Source organism: Candidatus Filomicrobium marinum (genome assembly GCF_000981545.1).
GTDB lineage: Bacteria > Pseudomonadota > Alphaproteobacteria > Rhizobiales > Hyphomicrobiaceae > Filomicrobium > Filomicrobium insigne.
In genome coordinates this window covers 2,702,715-2,721,639 of sequence record NZ_LN829119.1, presented here as the reverse complement: position 1 = coordinate 2,721,639, position 18,925 = coordinate 2,702,715, and the positions used below count along the sequence as shown (strand labels likewise).

At 56.7% G+C, this 18,925-nt stretch carries 18 protein-coding genes and 1 tRNA gene; 8 read left to right on the top strand and 11 right to left on the bottom strand.

Annotation, left to right across the window (positions count from 1 at the left end; genetic code table 11):
* Nucleotides 1-185 precede the first annotated feature (185 nt).
* From YBN1229_RS12805 to YBN1229_RS12790, 4 genes are read left to right on the top strand one after another with little or no spacing between them, the layout of a single operon-like run.
* On the top strand, nt 186-638 hold the full coding sequence (locus YBN1229_RS12805) for a c-type cytochrome (protein WP_046478962.1): 453 nt from the start codon (nt 186-188) through the stop codon (nt 636-638).
* Nucleotides 639-652: 14 nt separating this feature from the next.
* Nucleotides 653-2,002, top strand: coding sequence for a cbb3-type cytochrome c oxidase subunit I (locus tag YBN1229_RS12800; protein ID WP_046478964.1), 1,350 nt, complete (start codon nt 653-655; stop codon nt 2,000-2,002).
* 57 nt (nt 2,003-2,059) lie between these two features.
* On the top strand, nt 2,060-2,875 hold the full coding sequence (locus YBN1229_RS12795; protein ID WP_090229445.1) for a CbbQ/NirQ/NorQ/GpvN family protein: 816 nt from the start codon (nt 2,060-2,062) through the stop codon (nt 2,873-2,875).
* A 6-nt stretch (nt 2,876-2,881) separates the two neighbouring features.
* Nucleotides 2,882-4,798 carry a nitric oxide reductase activation protein NorD gene (locus YBN1229_RS12790; protein WP_046478967.1) on the top strand — a complete coding sequence of 639 codons (1,917 nt, stop codon included), beginning with the start codon at nt 2,882-2,884 and terminating at the stop codon, nt 4,796-4,798.
* A gap of 211 nt (nt 4,799-5,009) precedes the next feature.
* On the opposite strand, the gene YBN1229_RS12785 is transcribed toward YBN1229_RS12790, so the two are convergent.
* Nucleotides 5,010-5,084, bottom strand: a tRNA-Lys gene (locus tag YBN1229_RS12785).
* A 201-nt stretch (nt 5,085-5,285) separates the two neighbouring features.
* Here YBN1229_RS12785 and YBN1229_RS12780 point away from each other — a divergent pair.
* On the top strand, nt 5,286-6,212 hold the full coding sequence (locus YBN1229_RS12780; protein ID WP_244464932.1) for a DMT family transporter: 927 nt from the start codon (nt 5,286-5,288) through the stop codon (nt 6,210-6,212).
* Between the two features lie 62 nt (nt 6,213-6,274).
* On the opposite strand, the gene YBN1229_RS12775 is transcribed toward YBN1229_RS12780, so the two are convergent.
* Nucleotides 6,275-6,649 (bottom strand): hypothetical protein, encoded by a 375-nt coding sequence (locus tag YBN1229_RS12775; RefSeq protein ID WP_046478970.1) that lies wholly within the window; start codon nt 6,647-6,649, stop codon nt 6,275-6,277.
* A gap of 410 nt (nt 6,650-7,059) precedes the next feature.
* On the opposite strand from YBN1229_RS12775, the gene YBN1229_RS12770 reads away from it, so the two are divergent.
* The 3 genes from YBN1229_RS12770 (at nt 7,060) to YBN1229_RS12755 (ending at nt 10,376) form a co-directional block, all read left to right on the top strand.
* Nucleotides 7,060-8,532, top strand: coding sequence for a two-component system sensor histidine kinase NtrB (locus YBN1229_RS12770; RefSeq protein ID WP_052743920.1), 1,473 nt, complete (start codon nt 7,060-7,062; stop codon nt 8,530-8,532).
* Nucleotides 8,522-9,142, top strand: a complete 621-nt coding sequence (gene fixJ / locus YBN1229_RS12765) for a response regulator FixJ (protein WP_046478974.1) — start codon at nt 8,522-8,524, stop codon at nt 9,140-9,142. The genes YBN1229_RS12770 and fixJ overlap by 11 nt, the downstream gene beginning before the upstream one ends.
* Nucleotides 9,143-9,710: 568 nt before the next feature.
* The gene (locus YBN1229_RS12755; protein ID WP_046478978.1) at nt 9,711-10,376 is read left to right on the top strand and encodes a helix-turn-helix domain-containing protein; all 666 of its coding nucleotides are present in this window, start codon (nt 9,711-9,713) and stop codon (nt 10,374-10,376) included.
* 47 nt (nt 10,377-10,423) lie between these two features.
* Here YBN1229_RS12755 and ccoS read toward each other — a convergent pair whose 3' ends face one another.
* The 9 genes from ccoS to YBN1229_RS12710 all read right to left on the bottom strand — a co-directional run bounded on the left by ccoS (nt 10,424) and on the right by YBN1229_RS12710 (nt 18,892).
* Nucleotides 10,424-10,612, bottom strand: a complete 189-nt coding sequence (gene ccoS, locus YBN1229_RS12750; protein WP_046478979.1) for a cbb3-type cytochrome oxidase assembly protein CcoS — start codon at nt 10,610-10,612, stop codon at nt 10,424-10,426.
* A complete protein-coding gene (locus YBN1229_RS12745; RefSeq protein ID WP_046478980.1) occupies nt 10,613-12,886 on the bottom strand; it encodes a cation-translocating P-type ATPase in 2,274 nt (757 codons plus the stop codon).
* Nucleotides 12,883-13,380: a FixH family protein gene (locus tag YBN1229_RS12740; protein ID WP_046478983.1), complete on the bottom strand. Its 498-nt coding sequence runs from the start codon at nt 13,378-13,380 to the stop codon at nt 12,883-12,885. Before YBN1229_RS12740 ends, YBN1229_RS12745 begins: the two co-directional genes overlap by 4 nt.
* Complete coding sequence (gene ccoG, locus YBN1229_RS12735) at nt 13,377-14,939, bottom strand: cytochrome c oxidase accessory protein CcoG (RefSeq protein ID WP_046478985.1); 1,563 nt, start codon at nt 14,937-14,939, stop codon at nt 13,377-13,379. Before ccoG ends, YBN1229_RS12740 begins: the two co-directional genes overlap by 4 nt.
* A gap of 142 nt (nt 14,940-15,081) precedes the next feature.
* On the bottom strand, nt 15,082-15,948 hold the full coding sequence (ccoP, locus tag YBN1229_RS12730; protein ID WP_046478987.1) for a cytochrome-c oxidase, cbb3-type subunit III: 867 nt from the start codon (nt 15,946-15,948) through the stop codon (nt 15,082-15,084).
* A 1-nt stretch (nt 15,949) separates the two neighbouring features.
* Nucleotides 15,950-16,099, bottom strand: a complete 150-nt coding sequence (locus YBN1229_RS12725) for a CcoQ/FixQ family Cbb3-type cytochrome c oxidase assembly chaperone (protein ID WP_046478989.1) — start codon at nt 16,097-16,099, stop codon at nt 15,950-15,952.
* A gap of 11 nt (nt 16,100-16,110) precedes the next feature.
* A complete protein-coding gene (gene ccoO, locus YBN1229_RS12720; RefSeq protein WP_046478991.1) occupies nt 16,111-16,842 on the bottom strand; it encodes a cytochrome-c oxidase, cbb3-type subunit II in 732 nt (243 codons plus the stop codon).
* 3 nt (nt 16,843-16,845) lie between these two features.
* Nucleotides 16,846-18,468, bottom strand: coding sequence for a cytochrome-c oxidase, cbb3-type subunit I (gene ccoN, locus YBN1229_RS12715; RefSeq protein ID WP_046480608.1), 1,623 nt, complete (start codon nt 18,466-18,468; stop codon nt 16,846-16,848).
* A gap of 184 nt (nt 18,469-18,652) precedes the next feature.
* The gene (locus YBN1229_RS12710; protein ID WP_046478993.1) at nt 18,653-18,892 is read right to left on the bottom strand and encodes a hypothetical protein; all 240 of its coding nucleotides are present in this window, start codon (nt 18,890-18,892) and stop codon (nt 18,653-18,655) included.
* Nucleotides 18,893-18,925 lie beyond the last annotated feature (33 nt).

The window sequence follows — 18,925 nt, the reverse complement described above, 5'->3', positions numbered from 1 at the left end:
TAAGCGACCGGCCGTAAAGCTTACGAGGTCCTCGCATCTCACCCCATCTTCGAATCCACCCCTCCCCGTGACGTCACGCCTCATGGGGAGGCGCGGAACATAAGCATAAAGATGTATTTTTCGCGCACCTTTCAATCGGTGAGCAGAGGGAAAGCTGTCTTGATCTCGGCAATTGGAGCGGTTTCATGAGCGAACGCTTTACCAAGGCTGCGGCTCGCAACATTTTTTATGGCGGCTCGGTTTTCTTCTTCGTGCTTTTCGTGGCTCTGACAGTCCACAGCCACGTTTTTATCGTCAACACCAGCAGCAACTCCGACACGCTCAACGCCAATGTCGCGCGGGGTAAGCATGTCTGGGAGAAAAACGCGTGCATCAACTGCCACACGCTTCTTGGCGAGGGTGCTTATTTCGCGCCCGAACTCGGCAATGTCTGGGTGCGCTATGGCGGTCGCGACGACGCTAAGGGGGCTCGCGATACCCTCATCGCTTGGATGCAATCGCAGCCGAGCGGCGTCGAAGGTCGTCGGCAGATGCCCGACTTCAAACTGAACGATCAAGAGCTCAACGATCTCGTCGATTTTCTGGAATGGGTTAGCCGGATTGATACGCAAGGCTGGCCGCCGAACGATGCTGGCTGAGGAGTACGATCCCAATGAAATACGCAACGCAGCGGGTCGCCTACCCGTACTTCATCTGCGCGATGGTGCTATTCCTGGTCCAGGTGCTGTTTGGCGCTCTCGCCGGGACCGTCTACGTTTTTCCAAACTTCCTATCCGAAACACTGCCTTTCAACATTCTTCGCATGATCCACACCAACGCGCTGATCGTGTGGCTGTTAATGGGGTTCTTCGGGGCGGCCTACTATTTGATTCCTGAAGAGGCAGAGCGAGATCTTGAGAGCCCGCTCCTCGCTTATGTTCAGCTCGGGCTCTTGATGTTCGGTGCTCTGGCCGCCGTGATCGGCTACATGTTTGGGATCCACGAGGGCCGCGAATTTCTTGAACAACCGCTTTGGATCAAGATCGCCATCGTCGTCGTCGCCCTGATCTTTCTCTACAACGTCTCGATGACCGTATTGAAGGGGCGCCGAACAGCAGTCACTAACGTGCTGCTGCTTGGAATGTGGGGCATCGCGGTATTTTGGCTGTTCGCATTTTACAATCCAGCCAACTTAGCACTCGACAAAATGTACTGGTGGTACATCGTCCACATCTGGGTCGAGGGCGTGTGGGAATTGGTCATGGCGTCGGTTCTCGCTTTCCTTCTGATCAAGATGACGGGCGTCGATCGCGAAGTTATCGAAAAATGGCTCTACGCCATTGTCGGCCTCGCCTTGTTTTCCGGATTGCTCGGCACCGGTCACCACTACTACTGGATCGGAACCCCGGCCTATTGGCAGTGGATCGGCAGCGTCTTTGGGGCTCTCGAGGTGTTGCCCTTCTTTGTCATGGTGATCTTCGCTTTCACCATGGTCTGGCGGGGACGTCGCGACCACCCAAATCAGGCCGCGATGCTATGGTCTCTCGGATGCACGGTCGGCGCGTTCTTCGGCGCTGGCGTCTGGGGCTTCATGCATACGATATCGTTCGTGAACTATTACAGTCACGGAACCCAAGTGACGGCTGCACATGGGCATCTCGCTTTTTACGGTGCCTACGTGATGTTGAACCTCGCCATCATCACCTATGCGATGCCCTATTTGCGCAACCGAAAGCCGTATAACCAGGTACTCAACATGTGGAGCTTCTGGATCATGAGTTCCGGCATGGCCTTCATGACGTTCACACTAACTTTCGCAGGCGTTGTCCAAACCCATCTGCAGCGCATCCTCGGCATGTACTACATGGAAGTGCAGGATCAGCTCGCCCTGTTCTATTGGATGCGCCTTGGAGCGGGTGTGTTCGTCGTCCTGGGTGTCTTGCTTTACCTCGTAGCGATATTTGGTCCGACACGGGAAGAAATTCCGGGACGGATGAAAGCAGTGGCTCAGCCGGCAGAGTAACGTTTGCATCGGTGACGAGCGGGCGCTTCGCGCCCGCCGTTACGGGAAAGATTCATGATGCCCAACGCTTCTTCAAAAGTTGCGGCGATCACTATGGGTGATCTGCCGTTCTATTCCCCTGCAGGTTCCGAATGCGAGTTGTTCGAGCGTGCCTATCGCAATCAGCTCCCCGTCCTTTTGAAAGGACCAACGGGCTGTGGCAAAACACGCTTCGTTGCGCATATGGCTGCCAAACTCGGGCGGCCGGTTTACACCGTGTCGTGCCACGATGACCTGACAGCCGCGGACCTGACGGGTCGCTACCTTCTCAAAGGCGGCGACACGGTCTGGGTCGATGGCCCTTTGACCCGTGCGGTGCGCGAAGGCGCGATCTGTTATCTCGACGAAGTCGTGGAAGCCCGCAAGGACGTGACAGTTGTGGTGCATCCACTTACGGACGATCGTCGCATATTGCCGCTCGAACGTACTGGCGAGCTGTTGCAGGCCCCTGCCGAATTTATGCTCGTCGTGTCCTACAATCCTGGCTATCAGAACGTCCTGAAAAGCCTCAAGCCAAGCACACGTCAGCGTTTTCTAGCCCTTGAGTTCAGCTTTCCTTCTCCCGACATCGAGGCGTCAATCGTCGCCCGAGAAAGCGGTCTGCCGAGGGATCGCTGTGTGCCGCTCGTGCGCATCGCCAATGCCCTGCGTGATCTCAAACAACAGGATTTGGAGGAAGGCGCGTCGACCCGGCTTCTCGTATATTGCGCCGTTCTAATCCGTGATGGTGTCAATCCACAAACTGCAATCGAAGCGTCGCTCATAGAGCCCTTGAGCGACGACGCGGACGTGAAGCAGGCGCTGTTACGCGTCGCAGACATCGCTCTGGGCTAACACGCCATGTCGATCTTCGAGCCCGAAGAGACTATCGGCATCTACTGGCATCGCATGATCGGCGGCGCTAGCACTTACCGCCATTATCCGCAGGCTGCAGTTTCTCTTGATGCTCTACGCCGCCGCCTCGCTATCCTGTTTCACGCACTGGGCGGGAGTGGCGCGGTGCGAATTTCTGCTGGAGCCCCGTTCGACACCGGGCATCGGCTGAGCCTGAAGCAGCGTATCGGTCTGGGGCGCGAGCGTATTGAACATGCCGTACTCGATACGAGTACGTTGCGCTTGCCGACGTCGATCGACATTTTTCCGACGCGCTCCGACAATGAAGCGCTCTACGAGTGGCTTGCGGCCTGGTTCGCCCACGCCGTCCCACCTACCGCAATCTCTAGCGATCCATTGCAAAGCGATATTGTAAGACTGCGTGCCTGCCTCGCAACCACGGAAGCGACCATCACGGCCTGGCCCGGTCTGAGACCGATTTACAGACGACTAACGGGCGAACTCATCAGCGCTTGGCCTCAACGTTCGCTGCCACGGACCGAAGCCGCTATCGACGCTTCCATTCAAACGCTGCTTGATGGCGCCCCACGGCCGGCCACCGACGCCGAGCTTCTCCGTGCTATTCGCGATCCGACCGTTCCACTCGAAAACATCCGTGCCCCGCGCGGTTACAGGAGATTTCTTCCAGTTCCGCTCTGGGGCGATTTGCAAGTCGATGCTGAGGGCACACAGCACGACGACATCGATGAGGGCACAGGTATTTCGGCCCCGGTCGACAATCGCCGCCGCCACGCGTCGCGCCGAGAGACCGACCGCAGCCAACGTGACGACCCGCTGCTACTCCACCGGTTCGAGACAATTTTTAGCTTGTCAGACATGGTCAACGTCAATCGCCCGGTGGAGGACGACGATGAGGATTTAGCCCGCCAAGCCGCTGACGATTTGAACGACCTTACAATTGGCTCAAATCAAAAGCGCGCCTCGACCCGGCTCAAACTAGATCTCGACTTGGCCCCGCCGGCCACGGAGGATGGCGCGATTGTCGCTGACATCACTTATCCCGAATGGGACTGGCGCCGAGGGAGCTATCGGCCGGACTACTGTCGCGTTGTCGCTGGAATGGCTTCCGAGGAAGGTGGGGACTGGGCACCGGACGCCACCATGCAACGCTGCATAAAACAGGTACGCCGCCAGTTCGAAGCGCTTCGCCCCAAATGCCAAACCTTCTACAGTCAGCCGGATGGCGACGAACTCGATTTGACGGCGTTGGTTCAGGATGTCGCTAACCGGCAAGCCGGGGCTCCTGCTACCGAACGAATCTTCCTTCAAGCGCGAAGTGCTGCACGGGATGTGTCTCTCGCCGTCCTTTTGGACGTCTCGCTCTCAACGGACGCTTGGCTACAGGATTGCCGTGTGCTTGACGTTGAAAAGGGCGCGTTACTGGCTCTTACGCACGGCTTGGCCGCCTGCGGAGACGAGCATGCGATCTTTACCTTCACGTCGCGTCGTCGCCACTGGGTGAACGTCCAGACCGTAAAGGATTTCGGCGAGGACGTTGGACCTAGGGTAAGCCGTCGCATCCAAGCTTTGAAACCCGGTCAGTACACACGTATCGGGGCCGCTATACGCCACGTTTCGATTGCGCTTCAAGAACGTCCACAACGTCATCGGCTGCTGCTTGTTATCACCGATGGAAAACCGAACGACATTGATCATTATGAGGGCCGTTACGGCATTGAGGACACGCGGATGGCTATCCGCGAGGCCCACCGTGCTGGATTGCGTGTCTTTGGCGTCACGGTGGACGAACAAGCCCGCGATTATTTTCCCTACATTTTCGGACGCGGCGCCTACGCGATCTTTCCAAACATCTCTCGACTACCTACGGCCCTACCCGCCATCTATCGGCAGATAACGAAATAAAACATCGCCCGACGCCGTGGCGCCAATCGGCCGGCAGACGTAGCAGCCAAGTATCGAATCGGCATCCGAGACGCTTATGGGGCTTTGGAGAACAATCACCTCAAACACATGTTAAGCAGGATATTAAACAGCTCTGCATAGCATGGGCGCACATAGGGCGCGATTTTGAGAATTTTTTGAGGGGGTTACCGTATCTTGTCAAAATTGCATATGGTAGACGGGGAGGGGATCGAACCCTCGACCATTCGATTAAAAGTCGAATGCTCTACCACTGAGCTACCCGTCCAAACCAATGAAAACGGGCCCCTCGGGGCCCACGTTGTTGATTAGCCGATCAAAGCCACAGGATCAACGCCTAACGTGACGCGGCCTTGAGACACGAGCGGAAGACCGGCAGCAGATATTTCTTGCCTGCTGCATGGCCATCAATCCGTACGCGATCCAGGTTTGAGCCGAACCTTGAAGATCCTCGCGAACACAAAGTCTGATGACGCATCTGCCGCCGCCTGTCCAGTACCCTGCGACACATATCCGAGATTTTGGCAGAGCAATCGCCATGATGGCGGTCGCGCTGATCCTATTTTCATGCCTTGATGCGACAGCGAAATACCTAGCTGGGCGGGTTGGGGTTCCGGTAACTCAGATCATTTGGGTCAGGTTTCTAGGTCAGTTTTTCCTGATGCTCACGTTTGTACCGTTGCTTGGCCTCATGGACGTGCGCTCGATGTTCAGGACCAGGCGGCTTCCCTGGCAGCTCGCGCGATCGACGCTTATGGTGACGGTCACTGCGCTAAATTTCCTCGCGCTCAAGTACCTCAGGCTCGACCAAACCGTCACGATTACCTTCCTGGCCCCCCTGGTGGTGGCCTTATTGGGGGGGCCTCTCCTCGGCGAATGGGTCGGCTGGCGGCGGCTCATTGCCATTCTGGTAGGGTTTGGCGGCATACTTATCGTCGTGCGGCCTGGCTTTGCCGAGATTCACCCCGCGGTGGGCTTTTCGTTCGCAAGCATGCTGGCCTATGCGCTGTTCATGCTAATCACGCGACACATCGCCGGCGAGGATCCGCCGATCGTGACGCTCTTTTATTCAATGTTTGTAGGAGTTTTTTTGGGAGCGCCTTTCGCCATTTCAGAATGGCAGTGGCCGCAGCAGCCCGAGGTTTGGCTGATGCTACTCTCGCTTGGCGCGTTTGGGGGCGCCGGGCATTACCTGTTCATCCTGGCCTATAAGCTGGCTCCGGCGAGCAGAATCACGCCCTTTCTTTACTTGCAGATACTTTCAATGGCAGGGCTTGGATATCTGGTCTTCGGTGATCTGCCGGATATCTGGACGGCCGTGGGCTCCTGCGTCGTCGTATGTTCAGGTATCTACCTGATAGACCGGGAGCGGCGCGTGCGTGCAGGTGAACGCTAGAAAGGCGCTGCCCGACGCGATGCGTCGGGCGCCACGTAAGTGAAACACGGACTGCAGTCCCATTACTGATTGGCGGGGGCCGGTTCGGCAGCAGGTTCGCTGGCTGGCTCAGAGGCAGGCTCAGTAGCGGGTACTGTTGTGACGGGAGACGGGTCAGCTGCCGGCGCTTGTGCCGCAGGCTCCGCGGCAGGGGCCGCAACGGCGGGGTTCACTGTCTGACCTGAGACATGAGTTTGGCCAACGTCGATGCCGTGCGGATAGTAATTCCAGCCAACATACCCCACCGAAAACAGGATTGCGGTCAAGATCGCGGCAAAAAGCAGCGTATCACCCAGGGCTCTGTTGATCCCCATGCCGATGAGGGACGCAATAAATGCCAGTCCGGCATACACGCCGACATCGATCCAATTCACTTGCGACCAATCTATAATGTCCATACTTCTTCTCCATTGGCGGCTAGAGCGAATGACTCTAGACTAGAATTCGATCCAACCTGGTAAGTTGCGCAGAGCCGGGACGGCTTTGTTTGGCAACCGTCTTGGCACGAATTAACCAAATACGCCATGATTTGCGACGGGAGTATGATGGCAAGGCAAGATCAATGTCGCGCTGCAGTTGCTTTATATGCCATCCATCTACCTAGAAACGTCCAAGCGCTCACAGCGCAGCTGCTCCGGCACCAATGCCCTCAGATGCGCGTGCCCGCACTACCCGCCTCCCGCTATTGGATTGGGTTCGCAGCAGGTATAGAAGCGTCTTTCCAGCCGTATGGGGTAGGCCAGTGTGTCGCTTCAACAGCTACCTGAATTCGGGTTTGAAGTCCTCAAACCCGCAAGAAATCAATTGTTTGGCCGAACCTGCGGTCTCTGCGGACGTGCTCGGCTTTATCGTTGCGCTCGTTGGCATTCCAGCAGCTCTCGTAATTCAGTCGCTTTGGAGCTCGTTCGGTAGCCACTGGTTGATCGTTCTGCTGCCGCCCATTGCTCTCGCGGCTGCTTATCTCGGTGGGCTGCGCGGGGGGGCTTTGGCGCTTTTGCTTTCGATCGGAGCTCTCCTCGTTGCAAACGCCTTCAAGCTCCAACCCAATGTGACACTAGGTGAGATACTGCTGTCACTGGGTCTCACTGCAACATTGGCTTATGTCGGTTGTACGCACCGCAGCATACTGCTTGAGACACGCCGTTTGAGCGAGAACCTCAGCGCGCGCGAAGCACACCTTCGCTCCATTCTCGATACGGTCCCCGATGCTATGGTCGTTATTGAACGTGACGGAACCATCGTGGCCTTCAACCGCGCTGGCATACGGCAATTCGGCTACGAAGAAGAAGAAGCGGTGGGCCAAAACGTGCGCATTTTGATGCCCGAACCCTACCGCAGCGAACATGACAGCTACCTTCAACGGTATTTATCGACGGGCGAAAAGCGGATCATCGGAACCGATCGCGTTGTCGTTGGCCGACGCAAGGACGGTTCGACATTTCCGATGATGCTCGCCGTTGGTGAGATGAAGAGCGGTGACAATCTTTTTTTCACAGGCTTTGTACGCGACCTCACCGAGATCGCAGAATCGAAGTCGCGGCTGCGAGAAATACAAAACGAACTCGCGCGGTTAGCCCGGCTCAACGAACTGGGCGAAATGGCCTCAACCCTCGCTCACGAACTTAATCAGCCGTTGTCAGCGATAGCGAACTACGTCCAGGGCTGCATCCGGCTACTGAGGAATATGAAAGGTCCGGAAGCATCGCGCGTGCAGGATGCTCTAGAAGAAACCGTGCGGCAATCGCTTCGTGCCGGCCAGATTATTCGGCATTTGCGCGAGTTCGTGACAAGAGGCGAGACAGAAAAGCAACCTGAGCAAATTCACAAACTGGTTGAAGAAGCCGGTGCGCTAGCCTTGGTCGGATCACGTGAAATGGGGGTCCGTACCGTATTCGAGTTTGAGTCAGGATCGAAGCTGGTCATGGCCGACCGGGTCCAGATCCAACAAGTCCTCATCAATCTGATGCGAAACGCAATGGAGGCAATGCGGGAAAGCGAGCGTAGAGAATTGCTGGTTAGGATTTCCTCGGAAGACATCGGGAAAATCATGATCGAGGTTGCCGACACGGGGCCAGGTGTCTCCCCCGAAATTGGTGCCCGCCTCTTCAAACCATTCACGACAAGTAAGCCAGGAGGTATGGGGGTCGGCCTCTCCATTTCCAAGCGCATCGTTGAAGCCCACGGAGGAGAGCTTTCGATGTACCGCAATAGCGAGGGGGGGGCCACGTTCCGTCTCGTGCTACCGGCTATTAAGGACCAGGAGCTGCATGATGGGATCTGACATCGTAGTCCATATCGTGGATGACGAAGAGGACGTGCGCACGTCCGTGGCTTTTCTGCTCACAACGTCTGGGCATACGGTTCGCGTTCACGAATCGGCCATGGAATTTCTGAATGCCGCACTAACAGGCAACCTTCAAAACGATTGCCTCATCACCGACCTGCGCATGCCCGACATAAGTGGCGTCGAATTGTTGAGGCGGTTGCGTGAGGCTGATGCCATGCTACCCGCCATCGTGATCACCGGACACGGCGATGTATCGATGGCTGTAGAGGCTATGAAGACCGGGGCGCTCGACTTCATCGAGAAGCCGTTTGAAGAACAGATTTTGCTCAACGCAATTAAACACGCAGCTTCAGAACTGAAGAACCGGCCTCGGGATATCGATGACATCGCGTCGATCCGCGCTCGATTGGACTCACTCACGGATCGTGAACGACAAGTGATGGAAGGCGTCGTCGCCGGGCAGCCAAACAAAACGATCGCTTTCGAGCTGAATATCAGCCCTCGGACGGTAGAAGTGCATCGCGCGAACGTTATGGCCAAGATGCAGGTGAAAAGCCTGCCCGAACTTGTCAGACTTGTATTGGCGGCCAACGCGTCTGATTGAACTCGCTTAAATCAGGTCAGCGGCTTGATTTAGCGCAAAGCTAAATTGCCTGGGCTTCCGCTAACCTTCTTCATGCGGCGAAGCGCCGCTTGCGCAATTCATTCCAGGCCCCGCTGTGTCTCTCTCCGCCGCCATACTCGCCATTGCGCCTGATCCAGCATTTGGTGCGTCTCTAGGCTTCGTACTTGAAGCCGAAGGTTGTGAGGTTTTGTTACTCAAGGCTTTGCCCTCGACTCATGACTCTATGAATACTTTTGACTGCGTCATAGTCGATGACAATGCACTGATAAATAAAGAAAAAAACTTAAACCATCTGCGCGCGTTGGCGTCACCGATTATCCTACTTGTTGATCGCAGCGACGAGTTCTCAGTCGGCGAAAGCTTTTGGATAATCGAGAAACCGATACTCGGATTGAAGCTGATTGAAGCCGTCCGCTCTGCTCTTCGAGCAGCATATGAGCTGCGACCACAGATCTACGTTACGTAGTTTCCCTTAGGGATATCCCTAATTCAAACAGAGTAACAGTTGGTCCATTCATGACTCCGACGCGTTTGCCGGAGGCTTGATATGTATTCTCAAATCGCATTTCCGCCGTCTCACTATGCAGATCGCACCGCTCGCACGGACATTTCCAAGTCGTTTCCGCCGTCGATCATCGAAGACACTCAGCTTCATCAGCTCGTCGTGTTCGCACCCAACGCTGAAATTTACGCGCAAGGTGAACCCACGTCATCCCTGTACCAAGTCGAGTTTGGCACAGTGCGCATCTATCGGCTCCTCGCCGATGGCCGCCGCCAGATCACCGCCTTCCATGTTGCTGGGGAATTCTTTGGCTTCGAGGCGGACGATGCTCATCATTTCTTTGCTGAGGCTGTGGACCGTTGCGGCATCCGGATCTGTCAACGCCCGCTTGATAAGGGGCTAGCCTCAGAACTTCTGCCGATAGCTCTGGATGCTCTTGTGCGCGCACAAAAGCATTTGCTCGTCATCGGGCGCCAATGCGCTGGAGAACGGGTTGCGGCGTTTCTGATCGATATGATGGAACGGCAGGGCGACATGCGTCACGTTGAGCTCGCCATGTCTCGAACCGACATTGCAGATTACCTCGGTCTGACGATCGAAACAGTTTCGCGGGCGTTCACGAAGTTTAGAGAACGAGGCTACATCCGGCTGAAGAGCGCTCGCACCATCGACATAGTGGATGTTGATGCCTTACGCATCTTGTGTGCTTGATTATTCCTTTTCTCAAAAGTTGCGCGCGAAAGTAATTTGCGAAGGTTTCATTTTCGCACGTGGTCCCTGCTCTCTTTATGAGGAGATTGATCATCCGCAGGTTGATCGAAGAGGATGCGCTCCGCCGCGCCATCTAGATCCTCGTACTGTCCGCTTTTCAGCGCCCAAAGAAAGGCCGCTAAACCAAGCCCTCCCAGGAATAAGGCGGCGGGAATGAGCAGGATGAGGTTCGTCATTTAACCCTCCACAAGTGCATTTGCCCGCAGTGGCGCCCGTGACTTGGCCTTTCCGGTATGCTTGGCTTCACGCATTGGGCGGCCTCGCAGTCGCATCGCGTTCCCAATGACGATGAGAGAAGATAACGACATCGCTACGGCAGCGACCAGCGGCGTAACGTAACCGGCGACCGCGATCGGAACCGCGACCGCATTGTAAGCGATCGCAATAGCGAAGTTCTGCCGGATCAACGCTCCGGACTTTTTAGAAACATCTAGTGCGAATGGAACGGCTGTCAGGCTTTCGCGCAAGAACACGAAATCTGCTGCGTTGCGGCCGATGTCTGCAGCCGTTGCGGGGGCCATAGCGACGTGGGCCATAGCCAGAGCCGGAGCATCGTTCAACCCGTCTCCGACCATCAGTGCTTTATGTCCGGCAGCAGTCAGTTCAGCAAGCCGTGTCGCTTTTTCGGATGGCAACGCCTCAGCATCCGCTCGCGCAATAGCCAGCTTATCGCCAACGGATTGGACTGCGTCACGACGATCTCCCGATAGCATTTCAACCGCAAGGCCGGCGTCCTTCAGTTCGGCGACCGCAACTTCAGCATCGCGCCGCAGGACATCCTCGAATTTGAACGTCGCGATTTCCTCACCGTTGCGGGACAGGACCGTACCGACAGAAGATGATATCCCGGCCGTTGCCCAATTTGCTCTGCCCAAGCGATAGACTACGTCCCCCGCTTTCGCTTCTAAGCCGCAGCCCGGAGATTCCTCAACGGATGTGAGAGGAATAGGGCTGAGATGATGCTTTGCCGCGATTTCACGGAGCGCTTGCGAAATGGGATGACGCGAGTGGTCGGCCATTGCAGCCGCAATTGCGAATGCTTTGCGGTTGATCTCTTCTGCGTTGATGAGGCGTGGACGGCCGAGTGTCAGCGTGCCGGTTTTGTCAAAGACAACGGTGTCGATTTCGGCCAAGCGTTCCATCGCCGAACCGTCCTTGACCATGATGCCATTCTCAAACAGACGTCGCGCTGCAACGACCTGAACGATGGGAACCGCAAGCCCCAGCGCACACGGGCATGTAATGATGAGCACGGCGATGGCGATTGTTACAGACTGATGCCAGTCGCCTGACACCGCCATCCAGCCTAAAAAGGTTAGAAACGCGGTGAGATGTACGAGGGGAGCGTAGAGTGCAGACGCCCTGTCGGCGATACGTCGGTATCGCGCGCGGCCACCTTCCGCGGCTTCCATTAGCCGGATCATTTCAGCCAGGAAGGATTGGTTGGCGGCAGCCGACACCTCGATGGTGATGGGCTGGGTGAGGTTAAGCGTGCCGGCGCGGACCATATTTCCGGCGGCTACAGTTTGTGGGTCACTTTCACCCGTCACAAGCGCGCAATCTAGTTCTGTGGTGCCTCGTCTCACGCATCCATCAACCGGGATGCGTTCGCCCGCCGCAACCAGAACTTTCATTCCCGGCCCGATTTCAGCCAGGGGCAGGTATTCGTGTCCGCCATCCTCTCGTACAACCATGGCGCCGAGAGGGGCCATACGTGCGAGCCCCATCACAGCCGTCCGAGCCCGTTCGCGCATCACATGATCAAGCGTTCGGCCGATCAGCAAGAAGAAGAGGAGCGAGACCGATGCATCGAAGTAAGCATGGGCCCCATGATTGATCGTCTCGTAGAGGCTCAGGGCATAGGCTAACGAAACGCCGATGACGATCGGGACATCCATATTTGTCCGGCCGTGCCGCAATGCGCTCCAGGCCGACCGGAAGAAAATGCGCCCGGAAAAAGCTAGCGCCGGCAGCGCGATCAAGGCGGAAACCCAATGGAAAAGGTCTCTGGTTGCCGCGTCCGCCCCGGACCATACCGATACGGACAACAGCATGATGTTCATGGCGGCGAAGCCAGCAATCGCCATACCGCGGATGAGTTCTGACAGCGTATCATCGTGCGCCTTCGCCGCAGCTTCAAAGAGGTGGGCCTCGTAGCCTAACCTCTCAAGGGTGGCGATGATCGGTGGCGGCGTTCTGCCATGCCAACGCACGCTCACGCGCTTCGTCGACAGGTTTACGCGTGCGCGTTCTACGTTATCGAGCCGCATCAAGGCCGTCTCGATGGCCTGGATGCACCCTCCACAGTGAATTCCGGGAACGGAAAGATCCGTCTGGTAAGTGCCGTCAGCAATTCTATGGCTTGCGAGCTGTAATTCTTCCATAGATGGCCCGGTTGCATTCGGACCAAGCTCGCTGGCTGTTGCGATGCCAACGGCACAGCATGTCATTGCAGCACCCCGTTGCGGATCATTATGCGTCGGACATACCGATAGGCGGCCGGCTTACCGACGTCGGCATGAGCTTCGACAATCCAAACACCATCTGCAATCGCGGCTTCCGCGGCGAATTGATGGCTCGCGCCATCGCGTGTCAGAACAACCGTCTTGTCTTCGGTGACCGTTGCCGGCCGCCGGAAAGTGACCGTCACGCTCTGCATATCGATAGGAAAGCCTTCGCGGTTTCTCAGCAGATAGTAGATGCGCCCCGCGTTGTAGCTAAACCGGCTGGTCCAGCCCAGCGCCGCTTGCGCTCGGCCTTCCGCTGCTTTGTCGTTGAATTGCTGGCTTGCTACGTAGGAATTCGCAACGACGAAACCCGTCCAGGTTCGGTTTGCCGCGATTGCCATTGTCAGATTCGCTACAATGATTGCCGCAAAGAAACAGACCATAACAATCAGCATGTGACGGCCAGTGAACTCCTTCGGCCCAGAACCGTAGCTCATTTATGTTCTCCGGGTGCGTTAAAGGTCGCTGTGTACGCGCTAGTCTCTTGGTTCACCTTATCCTCGACGACAAACCTAAACGTCTGTCGTTCGGGGTGAGCCTGATCCGCTGGTTGCCTGACAAAGACCTTGAGAGCCCGTAGCCGATCCGGCTCAACGGGCACGTTGACAGATCGTTCCTCTGGGCCCGTGTGAAGCCCGCTCACGCTCATCGACGCACCGGGTAACCCTTCGAGGCGCAAAGTGATGGTACGTGGTTGAGGGATCATGTTGAGAAGTTTGACGGTGTAGCCATTGCGTACGGACCCATCCGACAGAATGACATACTGCGGATTACGATCCCTCAAAACGTTCACCTCCAAACGGTCCCGCGTCAGCAACGCATAGAGCATGATCAAACCAATCAGCGTCCAGATCGTTACATAGATTAAGGTGCGAAGTCTCAATACGCTGCGCCAATTGAAGTCAGCTATTCCTGGCACAAACCGACCGTCGCTTCCGCGTACCCGAGCCGGATCAATCGGCGTGGTGCCCCCGACTGTGGCCAGCGCCATGTTGGCATCGTAATCGCGAAACGTAGCGTAGGAGATAAGCCCGCGCTCTTTGTGCAGCTTGTCCATCACGCCGTCGCAGGCGTCGATGCAGAGGGCACAGGTTATGCAAGCCAGCTGCTGACCGTCGCGGATATCAATGCCCATCGGGCACACAGCGACACAGGCGTTGCAGTCAACACAGTCGCCATTGCGTTCCCCCGCGGCGACGGCCTTCTTAGTGTGCCGCGAACGGGGCTCACCGCGCCAATCATTGTACGTGACGGTCAGCGAATTTTCGTCGAGCATCGCCGCCTGGATGCGTGGCCAGGGGCACATATAGATGCAGACCTGTTCACGCATGAGACCGCCAAAGGTGTAAGTTGTAGCGGTCAGAATGGCGACGGTGATGTAGGCCACAGGTGCTGCCTGGCCGGTGAAGAAGTCACGGAAAAGCGTGGGGGCATCGGCGAAATAGAAGATCCATGCACCGCCGGTTGCTACAGCGATCAATAGCCAAGACATATGCTTGGTCAGCCGTAATCCCAACTTGCGAAAACTCATGGGGGCTTGGTCAAGCTTAATGCGGGCGTTGCGGTCGCCTTCAATCGCGCGTTCTACGACAAGAAAGAGATCGACCCATACCGTTTGCGGACAGGTATAGCCACACCATGCGCGGCCGATGGTGGACGTTAGCAAAAAGAGTCCAATCCCGGCCATGACCAACAGGCCGGCGACATAGAATAATTCCTGCGGCCATATCTCGATAAAAAAGAAATAGAAGCGGCCGTGCGCAAGATCGACGAGTACAGCCTGATCCGGGGCATGCGGACCACGATCCCAGCGCAGCCACGGCGTCAAGTAGTAGATGCCCAGCGTGATCGCCATGACAATCCATTTGAGCTGCCGGAAATTTCCCGACGCGCGCTTGGGATGGATCTTACGGCGCGCAACATAAAGTGGCTGTCGGTTCGAAGCGGAATTCACCGCTTCGACATCCAGCTTTTCGATCTCTGCGGGATTAAGCATCGTAAAGCCCTTGCCAGCCCATATTCATATCTGATGTTGGACCGGACGTTTTAGGACGTTGATCCAGGTCAAGATGTGGGAACGTGCCGCAGTAAGGTTCCGGCACGTGGCGGCCGCCCCCCGGCCATTCCCACACGCTTCGCTACTCTTCGCCTCCTCCTAGCGAATGGACGTAGACTGCGAGTTCCTTGACAGTCGTTTCGCCAAGGCGCTCCAACCAAGCGGGCATCGCTCCATGCTTGGGTGCGCGTACCTGAGCGGCTATTTCAGCTTCGCTGGCGCCATAAAACCAGATTGCGTCCACGAGATTAGGTGCGCCCATATCACGGCCACCTTGACCACCATCGCCGTGACAGGCCGCACAGTTTTCCTCGTAAACGACCTTTCCGGGCTCGACCAATGCCGGATCAGAAGACGTGTTCGAGAGCGACGCAACATAAGCCGCGACCTCTTTAATTTGCTTGTCTTCGAGGACGCCTGCGAATGCCGGCATTTCGGATATGCGCGTATCAGGGTCGCCGTTGAATCGAATGCCGTGCGCGATACTCTGGTAGATGCTTTTGATGTCACCGCCCCAGAGCCAATCGTCATCATTGAGGTTGGGATAGCCCGGTGACCCCTGAGCACCGGAGCCATGACACTGCGAGCAGTTGACTTTAAATGCCGCGGAGCCGGCCGATATTGCAAAGCGCCGCAGCTCGTCATCCGCAAGAATTTCGTTCAGCGACTTCTCTTTTATTGCCGTGCGTCGGCTGGCCTGGGTGGCCGTGGCCTCGTCGAGCTCTGCTCTCAGCTCGGCGCGACTCGAATAACCAAGAACGCCCTTTGTTGCCGACTCGATCATCGGCCACGCAGGCATGGCGATTGTGTATGCGATACCCCAGATGATCGTGGCGTAAAACGTACGGACCCACCAGCGCGGCATCGGGTTGTTGAGTTCCTTGATGCCGTCCCACTCGTGTCCCGTCGTGGAAACGCCCGTTACCTCGTCAATCTCTTCCTTGCTCATCTCAATCGTCCTTAAGAGGAATGCGGGCGGCTTCATCGGCAGCCTTCTTGCTGCCGGGACGGAAGGCGAAAACAACGACGCCAAGGAAGAAAACGGTCAGGAACAACAGGCCCCAGCTGTCCGCGAATTCGCGTAATGAATGGTAATCCATGCGGTCCCTCCTCAGCGGTAACCAGCGGCTTCGTCGTAGGTCGAGAAGTCGACAAGCGTGCCCAGCATCTGCAGGTAAGCGACAAGCGCATCCATTTCGCTCAGCGCTTCCGGATTGCCGTCGAAATCGCCGATCGGAGCTTTAGGATAACGCGCAAGGAGGCCAGAGCTGTCCGCATTGAGGTCTGCTTGTGCCCTCAGATCAGCTTCCGCGTTTTCAATCATTTCGTCCGAGTACGGCACGCCAACACGTTGATTGGCGACCAGTTCAGCCGAGAAGTTTCCCACCTCGAGGGGCGTGTTCATAAGGAAGGAATAACTCGGCATTACAGATTCCGGCACAACCGAACGCGGATCGATCATGTGCTGGACGTGCCACTCGTTGGAGTAGCGCCCGCCCACGCGAGCTAAGTCCGGCCCCGTCCGCTTCGAGCCCCACTGGAAGGGGTGGTCGTACATCGACTCAGCCGCCAAGCTATAGTGGCCGAAGCGCTCGACCTCATCACGAAACGGGCGGATCATCTGCGAGTGACACGTGTAGCAGCCCTCCCGCACATAAATGTTGCGGCCAGCCAGTTCGAGCGGCGAATAGGGCCTCATGCCTTCTACCTTCTCGATGGTGTTCTGGAGGTAGAAGAGCGGCACGATCTCGACGATACCGCCCACCGTGACCACCAAGAACGAGAAGATGAACAACAGGGTCGCGTTGCGTTCGATAATTTTGTGCTTGTCCAACAAGGCCATGGTTCAGGCTCCCTGCTCGGCTGGGCGAAGGGCGGTCGTGCGGCCACCGATCGGCTCCTCTTGTCGTTGATGCCCGCGGATCGTCATGACAATATTGAAGGCCATGATCAGTGCGCCGACGAGGTAGAGCCCACCGCCAATCGTGCGTAGGACGTAGTAGGGATGCATGGCCGCGACCGTCTCGGCGAACGAGTAGACGAGGAAGCCCTGCTCATCATAGGCACGCCACATCAAACCCTGCTGAATGCCTGAAACCCACATCACGGCCGCGTAGATGACGATTCCGATGGTCGCGAGCCAGAAGTGCCACGTGACAAGCTGGAGCGAGTAGAGTCGCTCACGACCCCACAACCTCGGAACCAGGAAGTAGATCGCACCGAAGGAAATCATCCCGACCCAGCCCAGGGCGCCGGAATGCACGTGTCCAATGGTCCAGTCGGTGTAGTGAGACAACGAGTTGACCGACTTGATGGACATTACCGGGCCTTCGAACGTCGACATGCCGTAGAAGGCTAGGGCAAGCACCATGATGCGAATAATCGGGTCGGTGCGGAGTTTGTCCCAGGCGCCGGACAGCGTCATGAGGCCGTTGATCATTCCACCCCATGACGGCATCCACAGAATGACCGAGAAGACCATGCCAAGCGTCTGCGCCCAGTCGGGCAGCGCTGTGTAGTGAAGGTGGTGCGGCCCCGCCCAGATGTAGAGGAAGATCAATGCCCAGAAGTGGATGATCGACAGGCGATACGAATAAATCGGCCGTTCTGCCTGCTTCGGCACGAAATAGTACATCATGCCTAGGAAGCCGGCGGTGAGCAGGAACCCAACCGCGTTGTGACCGTACCACCATTGCGTCAGAGCATCTTGGACGCCTGAGAATAGCGAATAGCTCTTGGAACCGAGGAAGGAGACCGGCACCGCAAGGTTGTTCACCACATGCAACATCGCGATGGTCACGATGAACGAGAGGTAGAACCAGTTCGCGACGTAGATGTGTGGCTCTTTGCGCCGGGTGATCGTGCCAAGGAACACGGCAAGATAAGCGACCCAAACAACGGTCAGCCACAGATCAACGTACCATTCCGGCTCAGCGTACTCGCGGCTCTGGGTGATACCCAGCAGGTATCCGGTCGCTGCCATGACTATGAAGAGTTGGTAGCCCCAGAATACAAACCACGCGAGGTTTCCCCCGAAAAGGCGCGCACGGCATGTTCTTTGGACGACATAAAAGGACGTCGCCATCAGTGCATTGCCACCGAATGCAAAGACCACTGCCGAGGTATGCAGCGGACGTAAGCGGCCGAAGGTAAGCCAGGGCTCGACGTTGAGGTCGGGATAGGCGAGTTGCAGCGCTGCCACGACACCAACAATGAGGCCGACTACGGCCCAGAACATCGTGGCGATAACACCGTACCTCACGGGGCCATCGAGATAGTCCGCATCCGTCGCGACGTGCGCATTGCCAGATGAATCGGAATTGCGAATGAGCAGTATTACGAAGACGAGCAATACGTAGAAAAGGACCCACATGTGGGTCGCAAAGGCGGCATCGTGCGCGAAGACGGCGGCTAAAAGCGCTAGGAACGTCGCGAGACTTACGAACGCAATCTCGGTGCCATATTTCATGGAAGGAGAGCCCCGCTGGTCAGACATCATGGCGGCCGGGCCTCGTGCTTCGGCCGCGACTTCGTTCTCACAAGATTGCGATGAAACAGACTTTGATTTGAATCAAAGGGGAAGATCGGCCGCACCGGCGGAATGACGCATGCCGATGGTTTTGCCGCCAAAGTGCTCTGCGTGGCGATTTAATTCATGGACGCACGCGCACGGGGTAGTCCAGTTCGATGACGAAGACCTGCTCTTCATCGACACGTATTTGTAGCCGTCGCGTATGCACGACAAAGGCAATGATCCCTTCCGCCGATGCAATCTCTACGATGTCTCCTGGCAACAGGTCGGCTTGGGGTACGGTATTGTGCAGTATCGTAAAAATCCCGCAGGTCTCGGCATGTTGGCGCGCGGTGGCTGTCAGTTCAATGCGTGTTTGCATGGATACGTCCGCCTGTCACTGCCACCCGATGTC